Source organism: Saccharopolyspora sp. 6M (genome assembly GCF_020176775.1).
GTDB lineage: Bacteria > Actinomycetota > Actinomycetes > Mycobacteriales > Pseudonocardiaceae > Saccharopolyspora_C > Saccharopolyspora_C gregorii.
Genome location: NZ_JAIUJZ010000188.1, coordinates 1 through 17,617, shown reverse-complemented (window position 1 = coordinate 17,617; position 17,617 = coordinate 1). Strand labels below are relative to the sequence as shown.

The following is a 17,617-nucleotide window of genomic DNA, read 5'->3' as shown; positions in this document are numbered from 1 at the left end:
GGAGTCGCGTGTTGATCATACCACGCCCGGCGTCCGGCACAGCCCTCGGATCATGCCGCTGACCTGCTCGAACGCGCCTTCCGGCCGGTGCGGCCGATGCCATGCCCACCGCGCGTCCTCCGCTCGCTGCCACCGCTCCATGCTACGGACGGCGCTCGCCGCGCGCCGAGGCCCGCAGAGTGTCCTCTTCGGACTCCGCGGTGCCGGTCCGGTACTCGCGAGCGCCTTGACGCCACGGGTGCGCCGGGTGGAACGTTCCGCGCGGGCGGCACCGCGCCGCCCATCGCGGCGGAGGAGGGCGTTCCACGATGGAGCGGACGAGCGCGCGGCTCGCCGACCGGCCGACGGCCGGCGCGCGCACCTGGATCGACGCGACCCCGGAGCAGGTGTGGCCGGTCGTGTCCGACATCGCGCTGCTGCCCGCGGCCAGCACCGAACTGCAGGCCGTGGAGTGGCTGGACGGTGCCGCCGGACCCCGGCTCGGCGCGCGGTTCCACGGCCACAACCGCAACGACCTGCTGGGGGAGTGGACGACCACCTCGCACGTCGTCGAGTGCGAGCCGGGCCGCGCCTTCGGCTGGGCGGTGGCGGACCCGGAGGATCCCATCGCCACCTGGCGGTTCGCCCTCGCCCCGCGCGACGGCGGAACGGACCTGGAGTACGCGGTCCGGCTGGGCACGCACCGCTCCGGGCTCACCGCGGCGATCGAGCGGAAGCCGGAAGCGGAGGAGGAATTCGTGCGGCGGCGGCTGGGTGACCTGGAGCGGAACATGACCGCGACCCTGGACCACCTCAAGCGCCTCGCCGAAGCGCGCTGACCGCTCCCCGCACCTCGCGGGCCGCTACCAGTCCAGGTCGACCTGGTCGCCCACGACCGCCACCGGGCACGGCGAGTGGTGCAGCGAGCCCAGCGCCACCGAGCCCAGCCGGGTCGCCGCGGCGCTCCGCGAGCGGTGGCCCACCACGAGCAGCCGGGCGCCGACCGCCTGCGAGCACAGCGCCTCCACCGGGTGCTGGTCGGTCGCGACCCGGCGCACCACCACCTCGGGGTAGCGCTCGCGCCACCCGGCGAGCTGCCCGCCGACCTGCTGCTCGGCGTCCTCCTGGAGGCGCTGGCGCTCCGGGTCCTCCAGGATCGATGGGAGGAAGTAGGCGTCCGGCAGCGCTTGCGCCACCACCAGCTCAGCGTCGCCGCGGTCCGCGCGGTCGAAGGCGAAGTGCAGCGCGGGCCTGCTGGTGGGCGAGAGGTCTAGCCCCACCACCACGGGCCCGCTACCGCGCGGCTCGCCGCGGACCACCACGACGGGACAGCCCGCGTGCGTGGCGACCGCGGTGCTCACCGAACCCAGCAACGCGTCCCGCACCGCGCCGCGCCCGCGGGAGCCGACGACGAGCAGCGCGGCGTCGGCCGAGCGGGCGACCAGGTCCTCGGCTGGGTCGGCGGTCACCGCCTGCGCGCGCACGTGCAGGTCCGGTTCGGCGGCGCGGCACTCGACGGCGATCTCGCGGACCTGTTCCTCGGCGCGGTCCCGGTGCGCCGCGTCGTGCGCGAGCACCAGGTGCAGCGAGGCGCCGAGCCGCGCGGCCTCCGCGGCCGCCCACCTCGCGGCGCGCGACGAGTGCTGCGAACCGTCGACGCCGACCAGCACGGTCTTCGCGGGCAGGAACACGGGACTCCCTTCGCAGGCGCGGCCTCCGAGGGTGGCGGGTGCGCGCGGCGGCCGCCAGAGCAGTTCGACTCGGGAGTCGCCCGAAGCCGCTCGGGCGAACGGCGTCAGCGGAGGCGTTCGAGCTCGGCGGCGACCGCGACGACCTCGGCGGCCATCTTCCGCAGCTCCGCGGTGCTCGCGCCGTCCTCGGCGGCGGTGCCGACGTCCTCGGCCGCGCAGCGCAGCTGGAACAGCCGGTCCTGCAGGTCGGCGATCTCGGCGGCCGAGAGCACCACCGCGTCCTCGGGCAGCCCGGAGCGCTGCACCGCGCCGCGCCGCTCGTAGGCGCGCTGCCGGCACGACTGGGTGCAGTACAACCGCGGCCTGCCCTGCCGCCCGGAGGAGGTGAGCCTGCGGCCGCACCACGAGCAGTGCCGCTCGGCGCGACGACGGGCGGTCTCGGGACCAAGCGGGGCGGTCTGTTCGATCTCGGGCGGGCTGTCCACGGTGCGCAACGGTAATGCGACCCCGCGGCGAACATCTCGTTGCCACGCCGGTGCGGGTGCCGCTGGGCGGATCGCGTCGGGCAGAGTGGGGCGGTCCCCACGCCCGCCCGGTTCGTGAAAGGACCCGAGCTCCCGTGACCCACCCGTTCCTCCAGGGGCCCTGGCCGCGCGCGTTCGCCCACCGAGGCTGGCACCTCGGCGACCTGCACGACATGGAGAACTCGCTGAGCGCGCTGCGCCGCGCCGTCGCCGAGGGCTACCGCTACGTCGAGACCGACGTGCACGCCACCGCCGACGGCGTCGTCGTGCTGCACCACGATCCGAGCCTGGATCGCACCACCGACGGGCGCGGTACTATCCGTCGGCTGCCGTGGTCTGCGGTCGGTTCCGCCCGCATCGGCGGCCGGGAACCGGTCGCCCGCCTCGACGACGTGCTGGAGGAGCTGCCGCAGGCGCTGCTCAACATCGACGTCAAGGAGGACACCGCCGTCCGGCCGGTGCTGGAGGTGGTGCGCAGGCACGATGCGTGGGACCGGGTCTGCCTCGCGTCCTTCGACGACCGGCGGCTCCGCGAACTCCGCCGGGGCGGGGGCGAGGCGCTGCTGACGTCGATGGGGCGGCGAGCGGTGACGACGCTGTGGGGGGCGTCGCGCTACGGCGGCTGGGGATTGCGGTCCCGCGTGGACAGCGCGGCCGCGCCGGTGCCGCCGCCGCGGCGCCGGATCCAGGTGGTGGATCCGCGGTTCGTGCGCACGGCGCACCGCTGGGGGCGGGAAGTGCACGCGTGGACGGTGGACGAGCCGGAGCAGATGCGGCGGCTGCTCGACCTGGGGGTCGACGGGCTCGTGACCGATCGGCCGGACCTGCTGCGCGAGGTGCTGGGCGAGCGCTTCGGCGGGACGGCGCCGGAGCGGACCTGATTCTGGGGAAGAGGGGTGGCGGAGCCGGTCGGCACCAAGATCATCGCACCGCGATCGAGCCTTGATCCGGAGCCGATACAGTCCCCGTTACCCCTATCGAGTGAACACTTGAGGACGGAGAGGTATGAGCGTGCTGGGCGGAGCTCCGCCGGACGCGGTGGGACGACGCCGGGAGCAGCGAGGCTGGTGCTGGTACGACTGGGCCAACTCGGTGTTCCCGACGTCGGTGACGACGGTCTTCCTCTCGCTGTACCTGACGAGCGTGGCCACCGAGGCCGCCACCGCGGACGTCGCCCGCAACGGGAGCGCGGCCTGCCCCGGCGGCAACTCGCTCGTCGACTGCGACATCTCGGTGCTGGGCCTGGTGTTCCCGGCCGGCTCGCTGTGGGGGTACCTGCTCTCGGCGGCCACCGTGGTGCAGGTGCTGGTGCTGCCGATCACCGGCGCCATCGCCGACCGGACGCAGAACAAGCGCGGCATGCTCGCGCTGTTCGCCTTCGGCGGTGCGCTCGCCACCTCGCTGCTCGGACTGGTCGGCACCGGGAACTGGCGGTGGGGGCTGGTCTTCTTCATCGCCGCGAACATCTGCTTCGGGGCGTCGGTCGTCGTCTACTACTCGTTCCTGCCGGAGATCGCCGACGCCGACGAGCGGGACGCGCTGTCCTCGCGCGGCTGGGCGTTCGGCTACCTCGGCGGCGGGACCGCGCTCGCGCTGCACCTGGGTCTGTACCTCGGGCACGACGCGATCGGGCTCGGCGAGGACGCCGCGGTGCGCCTGGTGTTCGTCTCCTCCGGCATCTGGTGGGCGGTGTTCACGCTGCTGCCGCTGGCGGTCCTGGGGCGCCACCACCAGCCGGAGGGCGGGGAGCGGGGAGCCTCGGTGATCACCGCGGGCTTCAAGCAGCTCGCCTCGACCGTCAAGCAGGCGCGCGGGTTCCCGCTGACGCTGGCCTTCCTCGGCGCGTACATGATCTACACCGACGGGATCGCGACCGTCACCCAGGTCTCCGCTCAGTACGGTGACATGGAGTTGCGGCTGCCCCAGGAGTCGCTGATCATCACGTTGCTGATCGTGCAGTTCATCGCCTTCGTCGGCGGGGTGCTGCACGGCCTGCTGGCAGGCCGGATCGGCGCGAAGAAGACGATCATGATCAGTCTGGTGGTCTGGGTGGGGGTGCTGGCCGCGGCCTACTTCGTCCAGGCTGGTCAGCAGCTCCAGTTCTACGGGCTGGCCGTCGGCATCGGGCTGGTGCTCGGCGGCACCAACGCGCTGTCCCGCTCGTTGTTCAGCCAGATGGTGCCGGAGGGCAAGGAGGCCGAGTATTTCTCGCTCTACGAGGTGGGGGAGCGGTCCACGTCCTGGCTGGGTCCGCTGGTCTTCGCCGGGGTCGGGCAGGCCACCGGGTCGTTCCGGCTGGCGATCATCTCGCTGGTGGTCTTCTTCGTCGTCGGGCTGGTGCTGGTCTCGATGGTGCCGGTGCGGCGGGCGATCGAGGCGGTCGGGAACCGGCCTCCGGAGCGCCTCTGAATCGAAGAGGGGTCTACCCGGGCCAGTGATGCGATGTGGTGAGCGCACCGGCATCATTGGCATATGCCGGTACGCAGCGTCGCAGGTCTGGGATGCGGAGTACCGATACACAACGTGATCGAGTTCCGGGCAGGTCCGGTGGCCTGCAGGTGATCTCGCTTGCAATTCCGACAAGAGAGCGAAGGTTAACTTGCCCTTAGTTACAACTCATCTGGCACTATCACCTGTTCGGTGGAACCTTTAGGTTGCGGGAGCGAGAACGCGTCACGAACGCGCCCCGCTTGCATCTCTAGAGGGGACGATGTCGTTGACGAGTGAATAACGTCACCGACGGCAACCGAAAGTCCCGCGCCGGGAACAGGCGACGGCCGGTCCGTCGTTGCACTCGGTGAGCACAACCCGTCCGGACGCTGCTCCGGGCCGAAGTGAAAGGAACCGTCATGGCCGATCGCGTTCTGCGTGGCAGCCGGCTCGGAGCGGTCAGCTACGAGACCGACCGCAACCACGACCTCGCACCGCGCCGGACGGTGCGCTACGCCTGCCCCAAGGACCACGAGTTCGAGGTGCCGTTCTCCGACGACGCCGAGATCCCGCCGACCTGGGAGTGCCGCCTGCACGGCTCCGAATCCAAGATCATCGATGGATCGGAACCGGAGCAGAAGAAGGCCAAACCGCCGCGCACCCACTGGGACATGCTGCTCGAACGCCGCAGCATCCCCGAACTGGAGGAGCTGCTCAACGAGCGGCTGGAAGTGCTGCGCGGCCGGCGCAGCCACTCCGCCTGACCGAGCGACACAGCACCACCCCGCACCTAGCGGGTTGAGCACATCGAACGCCTGGGCCCCGTGCGGGGGAGCCCAGGCGTCTTCGTGTCCGGGCCCTCGGTCCGGTCCGCGGGCTCGGCGGGAACGCCACCGGTCGGTCAGCCGCCCGGCAGCAGGTCGCGCAGCTGGGCGACGCGGCGGCGCACGCCCCACCCGGTGATCCGGACCAGTGCTTCGCGGACGATGTCGCCGCTCATCTTCGACTCGCCGAACTCGCGGTCGGTGAAGGTGATCGGCACCTCGACCACGGTGAAACCGGCCTCCACCGACCGCAGCGTCAGATCCACCTGGAAGCAGTAGCCGTGCGAGGCGACGTCGTGCAGCGCCAGCTCCGCCAGCACCTCGCGGCGGTAAGCGCGGAACCCGGCGGTGCTGTCGTTCACCGGCACCCCGAGGGTGTACTTCGAGTACAGGTTCGCGCCGCGGGACAGCGCCTGCCGGTACCACGGCCAGTTCACCACCCGGCCGCCCGGCACGTAGCGGGAACCGATCACCACATCGGCGCCGGTCTCCTCCAGCATCGCCAGCAGCCGCGCCAGGTCCTCCGGCGCGTGCGAACCGTCGGCGTCCATCTCCACGACCGCCGCGTAGTCGTGCGCCAGCGCCCATTCGAACCCGGCGACGTAGGCGGCGCCGAGACCGGCCTTGTCGGTGCGGTGCAGCACGTGGACCCGGTCGTCGGCCGCGGCGAGCTCGGCGGCGAGCTCGCCGGTGCCGTCCGAGCTGCCGTCGTCGACGACGAGCACGTGGGCGGCGGGCAGCGCGGCGCGCAGCCGCGCCACCACCGGGCCCAGGTTCTCCCGCTCGTCGTAGGTGGGAATGACCACCAGGGCCGAGCCGGACGGCCCCGCTGCACCGTCGGGGGCGTGCCGGTCCGTCATGACGTTCCTCCTTCGGGCCGCACGTCCCCCAGGTGAACGCGCGGCGGGGCGTATCAGTTCTTGTCGTGGGTGCGCCGCCGCGCGGTGGCGACGAGCGCACCGGCGCCGAGCAGCGACAGCGCCCAGGTCGGGGCGGCGCCGAGCGCGGTGGCTGGGGTCCGTTCGGTGCGCAGCGGGACCTCGCCATCCAGGTTCTGCGCGGTGAACTGCTCCGAGCGGTTCGTGATGGTCCCGTCCGGGGCGATGATGGCGCTGACGCCGCTGGTCGCGGACACGACGACGGCGCGGCCGTGCTCCACCGCCCGCAGCCGGGACATCGCCAGGTGCTGCCAGCTCATCTCGGAGTGCCCGTACCAGGCGTTGTTGGTGGGTACGGCGAGCAGCGTGGCGCCGTCCCGGGCCGCCCCGGCGAACACGTCGTCGTAGGCGACGTCGTAGCAGAGCCCGACGCCGAGCCGGACCGCGCCGGCCCGCAGCACGCCGGGCAGGTCGCCCGGCACCATGTCCTGCTGGAAGCGGTCCACGAACGGGCTGACCAGGCGGGCGACCGAGCGCATCGGGATGGTCTCGGCGAACGGGACGAGGTGCTGCTTGGCGTACTCGTCCCCGGCGCCGGAACCGGGGTTCCACGCGACGATGCGGTTGCGGAAGGTGCCGTCCCGGTCCACCGCGAAGCCGCCCGCGACGACCGGGACGCCGAGCCGTTCGGTGACGGCGGTGAGCTGCGGGTCGTAGCGCGTCGGTCCCCAGCTGCCGACCTGCTCGGGCAGCACCACCAGGTCGGGGCGCGGCACCCGGCCTGCGTCGACGTCCGCGGCCAGCTGCCTGGCACCACGGATGTGGTTGTCGTGCAGCACGTCGTCCTCGTAGAGCAGGTCCAGGCCGATGTCCGGCGCGTTCCCCTGCACGACCGCGACCCGCGCGGTCCCCGCCTGCGGCTCGACGCCGATCGAGGGCTGCAGCGCGGCACCCGCCAGCAGCGGCACCAGCGCGGCGGCCGCCGGGACGACCCACCGGTCCCGGGCCCGCAGCCGCAGCACCAGCACGCCGAGCCCGCAGCCGACGAGCGCGACGGCGAAGGTGACGAGCACGGCACCGCCCACCGAGGCCAGCGGCAGCAGCGCCCCGGACGGCTGGGTGAACGCCAGCCGCCCCCACGGGAAGCCGCCGAACGGCTGGGAATCGCGCAGCACCTCGGCGAGCACGAACACCGCCGCCATCCACACCGGAGCGCCCGGCAACCGGCTCACCCGCGCCATGCCCGCCCCGGCGAGCCCGAGGAACACCGCCTCGACCAGCGCCACCCCGAGCCACGGCCACGGGCCGAACTGGACGCCGAGGAAGTCCTGGATCCAGCCCAGCAGCGGCAGCATGTAGCCCAGCCCGAACAGCAGGCCGTGGCCGAACCCGGCGCGGGTGCGGCGGCCGTGCACCACCACGGCCAGCGGCGCGACCGCGAGCGGCGCCAGCCACCACAGGTCGCGCGGCGGGGAAGCGGCGTAGAGCAGCAGCCCGGCGAGGACCGCGGCGGCGGCGCGCAGCCACGGCGCGGCCCGGCGGAGGAGTCGGGGTCGGGGCTGCCCGTCGGCGCGGTCCTGCGTGGTCACCGTGGGGGCACTCACCCGATCAACTCTCTCGGTGCTGCGGCCGGCGAACCGGGGCGGACTCGGTGCTGCGGGCGCGCGCCGCGGCCCGCGCCCGCGTCAAATGTACGCCGACCGGGCGAGCGCGAAGTCCGCGCCGTGCCACCCCGGGGACGTGATCCGGGACCCGGCGCGGCGAACGGTCCGGCTCGTCCGGTTCGGACGGGCGGGGGCCGCTGCGGGGCCGGACCGGCGCTGGACAGCGCCGGGTGCGAGCTCGACGCGCGCGAGCCGTCGCCGACCGTTGGCGGTCGCGGAACTCGCGGGTTCCGGGGCGTCGCGGTCCCGGTGGTGTCGCGCTCCCGGGGCGTCAGCGGTTGCGGCGGTTGGCGGTGCGGCGCAGCTGCAGGATGCGCGCCGCGCCGACCAGCGCCACGAGCAGCCCGCCGATCGCGGCGGCCAGCAGCAGCGCCACGCCGACCGGCAGGTCGCCGCGCAGGCCGAGGAAGGTGACCGAGGTGGGCTGCAGGTTCTGCAGGATGAACACCAGCAGCACGATCAGCGCGATGGTCGCGACGACGACCGCCGCCCAGGTCCCGGCGGTGCGGGTGTGCTGGAGCTTCTCCGCGTGCGTCGGCTCCTCGCGGACCGGTCCGGCGTGATCGGTTCCGGCGTGATCGGGTTCGGCGTGATCGAGCTCGCCGTGCTGCGGGTTCGGCTCGGTGCGGGGGTCCGCGGAGGTGAGCCGGTCGTCGGCGGTGCTCTCGTCGCTGGCCATGCGGGTCATTGTGCAATATGCGCCCGCTCGGCCGAACGGCGCGCCGCGCGAAGATCAGGTGAACGCGGTGATCGGCGCAACGGATGCCGCCGTTCGCCGAGCCTGGTGGTGGTCGGGCGGTCAGCGGCGGGGGAGCTCGCCGGTGAAGCGCTTGAGGACGGTGGTGCGGCGGGCGGTGCCGGGCCAGATCTGCACCCGGTAGACCTCGGCCCCGTCGGTGCCGTCGGCGCTGATGGTGCCGAACCCGGCGCAGCGCGTCCGGACCCGGTAGACGCCCACCGGCACGGGGAAGTGGTGCGCGCTGTGCCTGCTGTCGGAGCCGCCGAGCACCAGGATCTGCCCGCTGGCGATCTCCACGGAGGCCTCGGTGACGTGGTCCCAGGAGGCGAGTTCGCAGACGGGTGGCTCGGCGCCGATCTCGATGACGACGCGGACGTCGCGGCGTCGCGCGGTGCCGATGGTGACCACGCCGTCGCGGCTGGAGATCAGGTCGCGGCGCAGGTCCGCGGTGGTGTCGTCGATGGCGGCCAGGTCGTAGTCCGCGTGCGCGTCGCGGATCTCGAAGCTGTGGTAGTCGGCGAAGAGCGTGAGCTCTCGTCGCGTCCGGTCGATGTCCACGGTGCATCCCCCCGGGTTCGCCGTCGAGATCCTTTCCCACCGCCGGGGGGGGGGGGTGGGCGGGGTTCGCCGGGAACACGGCCACCTGGCCGAGCCGGGGCGTCCGACGGTGCGGCGGACGGGCCAACGCGACGAGCCCCCGCCCGCGGGGGCGCGGACGGGGGCTCGCCGGTCGTGGAACGGTCGTGAATCAGGCCAGGTCGAAGCGGTCGAGCTCCATCACCTTGTGCCAGGCGGCGACGAAGTCGCGGACGAACTTCTCCTCCGCGTCGTCGGCGGCGTAGACCTCGGCGACGGCCCGCAGCTCCGAGTTGGAACCGAAGACCAGGTCGACGCGGCTGCCGGTCCAGACGAGCTCACCGGCGGCGTTACGGCCCTCGAAGGTCTCCGATGCCTCGTCGGCGGGCTTCCACGTCGTGCGCATGTCGAGCAGGTTGACGAAGAAGTCGTTGCTCAGCGTCCCGGGCCGGTCGGTGAGCACACCCAGCTTCGAGCCGTCGAAGTTGGCGTCGAGGGCGCGCAGGCCACCGACGAGCACGGTCATCTCGGGCGCGCTCAGGGTGAGCAGGTTCGCCCGGTCGACCAGCTGGTACTCGGCAGGCAGCGCGGCGCCCTTGCCCGCGTAGTTGCGGAAGCCGTCGGCGGCCGGTTCGAGGTGCGAGAAGGACTCGACGTCGGTCTGCTCGGCGGTGGCGTCGCCGCGGCCCGGGGTGAACGGGACCTCGACGTCGTGGCCCGCGGCCTTCGCGGCCTGCTCGACGCCGACCGAGCCGGCGAGCACCACGAGGTCGGCGAAGGAGACCTGCTTGCCGCCTGCGGCGTTGAAGGACCCCTGGACGCCTTCCAGCGCGCTGATCGCGGTGGCGAGCTGGTCGGGGTTGTTGACCTCCCAGCTGCGCTGCGGCTCCAGCCGGATGCGGCCGCCGTTGGCGCCGCCGCGCTTGTCGCTGCCCCGGAACGAGGAGGCCGCGGCCCAGGCGGTGCCGACGAGCTGCTGCACGGTGAGCCCGGTGGCGGCGATGCGCTCCTTGAGCTCGGCGATCTCCGCGGCGCCGACCGGCTCGTGGTCCGGCTTCGGGATCGGGTCCTGCCAGATGAGCTCCTCGGCGGGGACCTCCGGACCGAGGTAGCGGTCGACCGGGCCCATGTCGCGGTGGGTCAGCTTGAACCAGGCGCGGGCGAACGCGTCGGCGAACTCCTGCGGGTTCTGCCAGAACCGGCGGGAGATCTGCTCGTAGATCGGATCGAGCTTGAGCGAGAGGTCGGTGGTGAGCATGTTCGGCGCGATCTTCTTCGACGCGTCGTGCGCGTCGGGGACGGTGCCCTCGCCGCCGCCGTCCTTCGGCTTCCACTGCCAGCCGCCGCCGGGGCCCTGGTACAGCTCGTACTCGTAGCCGAAGAGGTTCTCGAAGAAGCCGTTTCCCCACTGGGTGGGGGTGGAGGTCCAGGTGACCTCCAGCCCGCTGGTGATGGTGTCGGCGCCCTTGCCGGTGCCGTGGCCGTTGGTCCAGCCGAGGCCCTGGGTCTCCAGCGGCGCGGCCTCCGGGTTCGGCCCCAGGTTCGAGTCGGGGGCGGCGCCGTGGGTCTTGCCGAAGGTGTGACCACCGGCGATGAGGGCGACGGTCTCCTCATCGTTCATCGCCATCCGGCCGAAGGTCTCGCGGATGTCGCGGGCGGCGGCGATCGGGTCCGGCTCGCCCTCGGGACCTTCCGGGTTCACGTAGATCAGGCCCATGTGGGTGGCGCCCAGCGGCTGTTCGAGGTCGCGCCGCTCGCCACCGGAGATGCGCTTGTCGCTGCCGAGCCAGGTGGTCTCGGCGCCCCAGTAGACGTCGTCCTCGGGCTCCCAGGTGTCGACGCGGCCACCGGCGTAGCCGAAGGTCGGGAAGCCCATGGATTCCAGCGCCACGTTGCCCGCGAGGATCAGCAGGTCGGCCCAGGACAGCTTGCGGCCGTACTTCTGCTTCACCGGCCACAGCAGGCGGCGGGCCTTGTCCAGGCTGACGTTGTCCGGCCAGCTGTTCAGCGGCGCGAACCGCTGCTGACCGGCGCCGCCACCACCGCGGCCGTCGCTGACCCGGTAGGTGCCCGCGCTGTGCCAGGCCATCCGGATCATTAGCGGGCCGTAGTGCCCGAAGTCGGCGGGCCACCAGTCCTGCGAGGTGGTGAGGACGTCCTGGATGTCCTGCTTCACCGCGGGCAGGTCGAGGGTGCGGAACTCGGCCGCGTAGTCGAAGTCCTCGCCCATCGGATCCGCGACCGCGGGGTTCTTGGCGAGCAGCTTCAGGTTGAGGCGGTTCGGCCACCAGGTGGAGTTGCCGTTGCCCTGGGTGGGGTGGGGGATGCCGTGCGCGACGGGGCAGCCCCCGGTCGCGGCGTCAGCGCTGTCGGTCACCGGGAATTCCTTTCGGGATCAGTGGTGTCGGGCGGGATCCGAAGTGGAGCCGCATCCGGGGCACAGGCCCCAGTAGATGACCTCGGCCTCGTCGATCTCGAAGCCGTGGGAGTGGGAGGCGGCCAGGCAGGGTGCGGTGCCCGCGGCGCAGTCGACGTCGGCGATGACCCCGCAGGACCGGCACACCACGTGGTGGTGGTTGTCGCCGACCCTGGCCTCGTAGCGGGCGACGGAGCCCATCGGCTGGATGCGGCGCACGAGCCCCGCGGCGGTCAGCGCGCGCAGCACGTCGTAGACGGCCTGGTGCGAGACCTTGGGGAGTTCGCCGCGCACGGCGTCGATGATGGACTCGGTACCGGCGTGCGGGCGTTCGTGCACCGCGGCCAGCACGGCCACGCGGGGGCGGGTCACGCGCAGCTCCGCCTCGCGCAGCATGCGCCGGTAGTCCCTGGTGTCGCTCGGCACGTGCAGCATTCTGGAGAACTTTCTGGAACCGATCAAGATTCTGCTTCGCACTGAGGACGTGTGCTGCGTCACAGGAATCCGGTGGTCCGGACCTCGCCGGCGTCCATCCGGGCGACGCCCGGCGGGGCCGATCCGGGGTAGAACCGCAGGACGTCCCGTGCTCGGCGGGACCGGCGGGAGGGAAGACCACAGTGGACACTATGCGCGATGCGGTCGCGGTGATCACCGGTGCGGCGAGCGGGATCGGACGTGCCGCGGCCGGGTCCTTCGCCCGCCGCGGGGCGCGGATCGTCCTCGCCGACGTCGACGGAACCGGTGCCGAACGCGCCGCCGCGGAGATCCGCGCCGACGGCGGATCGGCCGTCGCCGTCACCTGCGACGTGGCTCGGGACGGCGAGTTCGAGCGGGTGCGCGACGCCGCCCTCGCCGAGTTCGGCGACGTCCACCTGGTGATGAACAACGCCGGGGTCCTCACCCGCGGGCTGCCCGAGCACATCCCCGTCGCGGAGTGGCAGCGGGTGTTCGACGTCAACCTGCTGTCCGTGGTGCGCAGCAACGCGGTCTTCCTGCCGCTGCTGCTGGAGCGCGGATCGGGGCACCTGGTCAACACCGCCTCGTTCGCCGGACTGTTCAGCTACGCCTACGACCGGTTGCCCTACGCCGCGTCGAAGGCCGCCCTGGTCCAGCTCTCCGAAGGGCTCGCGCTGTACCTGCGGCCGCAGGGCATCGGGGTGACCGTGCTGTGCCCGGGGCCGGTGGTGACCGGCATCGCCGGGTCGATCCGCTCGTTCGGGCCGCCGACCGCGACCCGCGGCCCCGGTGCCGAGTTCGAGGCGCGGCAACCCGGCTCCGTCGGCGAGTTGCTGGCCGACGCGGTGCTGGCGAACCGGTTCATGGTGCACACCGACGACCGGATCGAACCGCACCTGCGCAGCCGCGCCGCCGACTGGGATGCCTACCTCGACACCAGGATCGCGGCCCTGGAGGCCTGATCAGTCCAGTGTGGACAGCAGGGTCGCGGCGAGCTCCCGCGGCCGGGTGGCGAACGGCGTGTGCGAGCCGGGCAGGTGGTGCGCGGTGAACGGGTTCCGCGGCATCGCCGCGTCCGCCTCGGCGACCATCAGGTCCTGCGCGGCGGGGGTGAGCGCGCGGTCGGCGCCCAAGCGGACGAACGAACGCGGGATGCCGCCCCAGCGCTGCTCGGTCAGCGCGACGGGGGTGCGCGGGATCGCGGTCGGCAGGTCCGGGCTCAGCGCCAGCCGCCACCGGTCGAACTCCGCCGCCGGGACGTCGCCGTAGTGCGTCCGCCGCAGCAGCTCCACGTACTCCGGGTCCGGCGAGGCCGGGTTGATCCGCGCCGCGCCCAGCCGCGCCGGGTCGCCCACGTGCAGCCCGGCGCCGAGCGCGTCCGCGTTCTCCGGGGCGGCGACGTAGTCGGCGAACCGCGGCCGTCCCGCGGGCACGAACGCCGACAGGTACACCAACCGGTCCACCAGGTCGGGCGCCAGCTCGGCGGCCAGCGAGGCCGGTCCACCACCGGCGCTGTGCGCGACGAGGACCACCCGGGGCCAGCGGCGGACCTCGCGCAGCGCGGTCACCAGCGACGCGGCGCAGTCGTCCAGGGTCAGCCCGGCCAACGCGGACTCCTCCTCGGCCAGTCCCGGCTGGCCCGGCAGCAGGTAACCGGTCGGCAGCGGCGCGTCGAAGCCGTGGCCGGGCAGGTCGACCGCGGTGCTCGCCGCGCCGCGCGCCGCCAGCGCCCGCTGCGTCGCCGCCCATTGCGCGGAGGAGTGCCAGGCTCCGTGCACGAGCACGAACACGGTGTCCACAGCGGATTCATCGGGCACGGGGTCCTCCGTCGTCCGGGATCGGGGTCGCTCCCGAGTCCACCCCGGCGGACCGCGGTGATCCACCCGCATATCTGACGAGCACGATCCCGATATCTCGCAGGTATCGCGGCGCTAGGCTGGGCAGGTGGAAGCACGGCACCTGCGCTACGCGCTCGCCCTCGCCGAACACCGGCACTTCGGCCGGGCCGCGGCCGCCGTCGGCATCGCCCAGCCCCCGCTGTCCAAGCAGATCGCCGCGCTGGAGCGGGAGATCGGCGCCCGGCTGTTCGACCGCACCCCCGGTGGCGTGTTCCCCACCGCCGCGGGGGAGGCGTTCCTGGAACGGGCGCGGGCCGCGCTGGCCGAGATGGCGGGCGCCGCGCTCGACGCGGGACGGGCGGCGCGCGGCGAGACCGGCAGGCTGCGCCTCGGGTTCATCGGCTCGGCGCTGCTGGAACTGCTGCCGCCGCTGCTCGGGCGCTTCGGCCGCGAGCACCCGGACGTGCGGCTGCGGCTGCACGAGATGTCCACCGCGCGCAGCGCCGCCGCCCTGCTCGACGGCGAGCTCGACGTCGCCATCGGCCGCGGCGCACCCCGCGGCGCGGGCGCGGAGGACCTGACCTCCGTCACCGTCGGCACCGACCGGCTCGTCGCCGTCGTCGGCACCGGCCACCCTTATGCCGGGCAGCGCTCGGTGCGGGCGGAGCAGCTGCGGGACCAGCAGCTCGTCGTCGCCCCCGCCGACCAGGAACCGGCGTTGCGCACCGCGCTGCGCGAGGTGCTCGACCCGGCCGCGCTGGACCGCGCCGTCGAAGCCCGCGACGTGCACACCATCCTCGGGCTCGCCGCCTGCGGCATCGGCGTGGGACTGGCGCCGGCCTGCCTGCGCGTCGCCGCGCGCCCCGACACCTGGATCTGCGAGGTGCGCCCGCGCATCGACCTGCCCGAGCTCGTCATGTCCTTCCGCGGCGCGGACCGCTCCCCGGTGCTCGCCGAATTCCTCGACACCACCCGGCGGCAGTGCCCGGGCGTCAGCGCCCGCCTCGCGGGCCGCCCGCGCTGAACCGGGGCGCGGCCGAGCTGCGCGGGCCGCCCGGGACCACCCGCTCGGCCCCTGAACCCGTGAACCGGTCGGTACCGGCGGCGCCGCGCCCGCCGCGAATCGCCCGGCAGCCCGCGGCCGTCGGCGGCACGGCGGCGCCGCGATCCGCGGTGGAACCGGTACCACCAGCACCGGCCCCGCCGGAGCGCTCGGCCGCACCCGTTCCGGGGCGGTTCACCGCGCGGTCGAGCCCGCTGCGGAGTCTTGGATCTACGCCGTTCGGTGGTGTTGACTGTGCGAACCCGACCGGCGGAGGGACCGAGTTGTTCACCACCCGACCGACCCTGCAGGGCACGCACGGCATGGCGTCCTCGACGCACTGGCTGGCGTCCGCGGCGGCGATGGCCGTGCTGGAGGACGACGGCAACGCCTTCGACGCGGCGGTGGCGGCCGGGTTCGTCCTGCACGTCGTCGAACCGCACCTGAACGGGCCGGCCGGTGAGGTGCCGATCATCTTCGCCCCCGCGGGCCGGGAGCCGGTGGTGCTGTGCGGGCAGGGCCCCGCTCCCGCGGGCGCGACCGTGGAGCACTACCGGGACCTCGGCCTGGAGCTGGTGCCGGGGACCGGTCCGCTGGCCGCCGCGGTGCCGGGCGCGTTCGACGCGTGGTTGCTGCTGCTGCGCGACCACGGCACGAAGGAGCTCGCCGACGTGCTCGACCGCGCGATCGGCTACGCCGAGAACGGGCATCCGGCGGTCGAGCGCATCGGGCGGACCGTGCGCACCGTGCAGGACCTGTTCCGCGCCGAGTGGCCCAGCTCCGCCGAGCTCTACCTGCCCGGCGGCCGCCCGCCCGCACCGGGCGCGCTGTTGCGCAACCCGGCCCTGGCCCGCACCTGGCGCCGCGTGCTGGCCGAGGCCACCGGACCGTCCCGGGAGGCGCGGATCGACGCCGCCCGCCGGGTGTGGCGCGAGGGCTTCATCGCCGAGGAGCTCGCCGCGGCCGCTGCCGAGTCCACGATGGACAGTTCGGGGGAGCGGCACGCGGGCACCCTCACCGGCGAGGACCTCGCCCGGTTCAGCGCCACCTACGAGGAACCCGCCCGCCACGAGTGGAACGGCTGGACGGTGTGCAAGGCCGGGCTGTGGAGCCAGGGGCCGGTGCTGCTGCAGCAGCTCGCGCTGCTGCCCGACTCGCTCGACCTCGGCACCGCCGACTACCTGCACACCCTCGTCGAAGGCACGAAGCTCGCGATGGCCGACCGGGAGGCCTGGTACGGCGACGGCACCGACGTCACCGTCGCCGAACTGCTCGACCCCGACTACAACGCGCGGCGCCGCGCGCTGATCGGCGACCGCGCCTCGCACGAGCTGCGGCCCGGCAGTCCCGGTGGTCGCACGCCCCGGCTCAGCGCGCACGTCCAACGGGTGCAGGACGGCCCGCTGGACCTGGTCGCCCCCGCCGGGGCCGGCGAACCCACCGTGGCCCGCGACGGCGAGACCCGCGGCGACACCTGCCACCTCGACGTGGTCGACCGCTGGGGCAACATGATCGCCGCGACGCCCAGCGGCGGCTGGCTGCACTCCAACCCGGTCATCGGCGAGCTCGGCTTCCCCCTCGGCACCCGCCTGCAGATGGCCTGGCTGGAGCCCGGCCTGCCGAACTCGCTGGCGCCCGGCAGGCGGCCGCGCACCACGCTGACCCCGTCGCTGGCGCTGCGCGGCGGGGAGGCGGTGCTCGCGTTCGGCACGCCCGGCGGGGACCAGCAGGACCAGTGGAGCACGCACTTCTTCCTGTCGGTGGCGCTGCGCGAACCGGTCCGCGGCGGCTTGGACCTGCAGGGCGCGATCGACGCGCCGAACTGGCACACCGAGAGCTTCCCCGGCTCCTTCTACCCGCGGGCGATGCGGCCGGGCTCGGTCACCGTGGAGTCGCGCATCGGCTACTCGGCCATCGCCGATCTGCGCAGGCGCGGGCACGACGTGACCGTGGGGGAGCCGTGGTCGGAGGGCAGGCTCAGCGCGGTGGCCCGCGACCCGGAGACGGGGGTGCTCTCCGCGGCGGCCAATCCACGCGGCATGCAGGGTTACGCCGCCGGACGGTGATTGCGGAGCGTGGTCGGCGTGGCCGCGAACGCCCGGTCGTACCTCCGAATGGAGCATTGTTCGTTCCACGTTCGGGGGACAGTATGGGACCCTGGCTCTTGCTCGATCCCGAAGGACGACCCCGCTGTGCCCCAGCCCACCGCCGTGCGCGGTCTGCGTCGCATCGAACTGATCACCACCGACCCGGAAGGCGCGGCGCTGTTCCACCAGGACCTGCTGGGCTGGCGGGTGTGGGACTCGGTGGCGGGCGGGTTCGAGTGCTGGATCGGGCAGCGGCACTGCGCCTCGCTGCGGCCCGCCACGCACGGTGTGCGGCCCGGTTGGTACGTGGTCTTCGCCGGAGCCCGCCACGACGGCGACCGCGGGGGGGCCCCCGGGGGGGCCCCGCGGGGGGGGGGCGGGGGGGGGGGCCCGCCCCGCGCCGCTGCACCAGGTGCTCGGCCTGCCGACGGCGTGATGGACAGCCGGGCCGCGGTGAAGACCGCGATCACCCC

Annotated in this window: 16 protein-coding genes and 1 pseudogene; 8 read left to right on the top strand and 9 right to left on the bottom strand. The window is 73.7% G+C overall.

Features of this window, described 5'->3' with window-relative positions:
- Positions 1–308 precede the first annotated feature (308 nt).
- A complete protein-coding gene (locus LCD31_RS22525) occupies positions 309–818 on the top strand; it encodes an SRPBCC family protein (protein WP_224961009.1) in 510 nt (169 codons plus the stop codon).
- A 24-nt stretch (positions 819–842) separates the two neighbouring features.
- Here LCD31_RS22525 and LCD31_RS22520 read toward each other — a convergent pair whose 3' ends face one another.
- Positions 843–1,670, bottom strand: coding sequence for a universal stress protein (locus LCD31_RS22520; protein WP_224961008.1), 828 nt, complete (start codon positions 1,668–1,670; stop codon positions 843–845).
- Between the two features lie 104 nt (positions 1,671–1,774).
- Positions 1,775–2,155, bottom strand: a complete 381-nt coding sequence (locus LCD31_RS22515; RefSeq protein WP_374108074.1) for a hypothetical protein — start codon at positions 2,153–2,155, stop codon at positions 1,775–1,777.
- Positions 2,156–2,289: 134 nt separating this feature from the next.
- Between LCD31_RS22515 and LCD31_RS22510 the strand changes: the two genes are divergently transcribed.
- From LCD31_RS22510 to LCD31_RS22500, 3 genes are all read left to right on the top strand, one after another.
- Positions 2,290–3,075 carry a glycerophosphodiester phosphodiesterase family protein gene (locus LCD31_RS22510; RefSeq protein WP_224961006.1) on the top strand — a complete coding sequence of 262 codons (786 nt, stop codon included), beginning with the start codon at positions 2,290–2,292 and terminating at the stop codon, positions 3,073–3,075.
- Positions 3,076–3,199: 124 nt separating this feature from the next.
- The gene (locus LCD31_RS22505; RefSeq protein WP_224961004.1) at positions 3,200–4,603 is read left to right on the top strand and encodes an MFS transporter; all 1,404 of its coding nucleotides are present in this window, start codon (positions 3,200–3,202) and stop codon (positions 4,601–4,603) included.
- A gap of 440 nt (positions 4,604–5,043) precedes the next feature.
- Positions 5,044–5,388: an RNA polymerase-binding protein RbpA gene (locus LCD31_RS22500; RefSeq protein ID WP_184479487.1), complete on the top strand. Its 345-nt coding sequence runs from the start codon at positions 5,044–5,046 to the stop codon at positions 5,386–5,388.
- 137 nt (positions 5,389–5,525) lie between these two features.
- Here LCD31_RS22500 and LCD31_RS22495 read toward each other — a convergent pair whose 3' ends face one another.
- The 6 genes from LCD31_RS22495 to LCD31_RS22470 form a co-directional block, all read right to left on the bottom strand.
- Positions 5,526–6,308: a polyprenol monophosphomannose synthase gene (locus LCD31_RS22495; protein ID WP_224961002.1), complete on the bottom strand. Its 783-nt coding sequence runs from the start codon at positions 6,306–6,308 to the stop codon at positions 5,526–5,528.
- Between the two features lie 53 nt (positions 6,309–6,361).
- Complete coding sequence (lnt, locus tag LCD31_RS22490; RefSeq protein WP_224961000.1) at positions 6,362–7,930, bottom strand: apolipoprotein N-acyltransferase; 1,569 nt, start codon at positions 7,928–7,930, stop codon at positions 6,362–6,364.
- A 331-nt stretch (positions 7,931–8,261) separates the two neighbouring features.
- Positions 8,262–8,669, bottom strand: a complete 408-nt coding sequence (locus tag LCD31_RS22485; protein ID WP_224960998.1) for a lipopolysaccharide assembly LapA domain-containing protein — start codon at positions 8,667–8,669, stop codon at positions 8,262–8,264.
- Positions 8,670–8,789: 120 nt separating this feature from the next.
- Positions 8,790–9,287: a hypothetical protein gene (locus tag LCD31_RS22480; protein ID WP_224960997.1), complete on the bottom strand. Its 498-nt coding sequence runs from the start codon at positions 9,285–9,287 to the stop codon at positions 8,790–8,792.
- 190 nt (positions 9,288–9,477) lie between these two features.
- The gene (katG, locus tag LCD31_RS22475) at positions 9,478–11,682 is read right to left on the bottom strand and encodes a catalase/peroxidase HPI (RefSeq protein ID WP_224960996.1); all 2,205 of its coding nucleotides are present in this window, start codon (positions 11,680–11,682) and stop codon (positions 9,478–9,480) included.
- A gap of 18 nt (positions 11,683–11,700) precedes the next feature.
- Complete coding sequence (locus LCD31_RS22470; RefSeq protein ID WP_304615085.1) at positions 11,701–12,117, bottom strand: Fur family transcriptional regulator; 417 nt, start codon at positions 12,115–12,117, stop codon at positions 11,701–11,703.
- A gap of 230 nt (positions 12,118–12,347) precedes the next feature.
- Between LCD31_RS22470 and LCD31_RS22465 the strand changes: the two genes are divergently transcribed.
- Positions 12,348–13,139 (top strand): SDR family oxidoreductase, encoded by a 792-nt coding sequence (locus tag LCD31_RS22465; protein ID WP_224960994.1) that lies wholly within the window; start codon positions 12,348–12,350, stop codon positions 13,137–13,139.
- Here LCD31_RS22465 and LCD31_RS22460 read toward each other — a convergent pair whose 3' ends face one another.
- Complete coding sequence (locus tag LCD31_RS22460; protein ID WP_224960993.1) at positions 13,140–13,994, bottom strand: alpha/beta hydrolase; 855 nt, start codon at positions 13,992–13,994, stop codon at positions 13,140–13,142.
- Positions 13,995–14,121: 127 nt separating this feature from the next.
- Here LCD31_RS22460 and LCD31_RS22455 point away from each other — a divergent pair, with 127 nt between their 5' ends.
- From LCD31_RS22455 to LCD31_RS22445, 3 genes and pseudogenes are all read left to right on the top strand, one after another.
- On the top strand, positions 14,122–15,039 hold the full coding sequence (locus tag LCD31_RS22455) for a LysR family transcriptional regulator (protein ID WP_224960992.1): 918 nt from the start codon (positions 14,122–14,124) through the stop codon (positions 15,037–15,039).
- A gap of 302 nt (positions 15,040–15,341) precedes the next feature.
- Complete coding sequence (locus LCD31_RS22450; protein ID WP_224960990.1) at positions 15,342–17,123, top strand: gamma-glutamyltransferase family protein; 1,782 nt, start codon at positions 15,342–15,344, stop codon at positions 17,121–17,123.
- Positions 17,124–17,249: 126 nt separating this feature from the next.
- Positions 17,250–17,617: pseudogene (locus tag LCD31_RS22445) on the top strand (hypothetical protein); the annotation flags it as partial.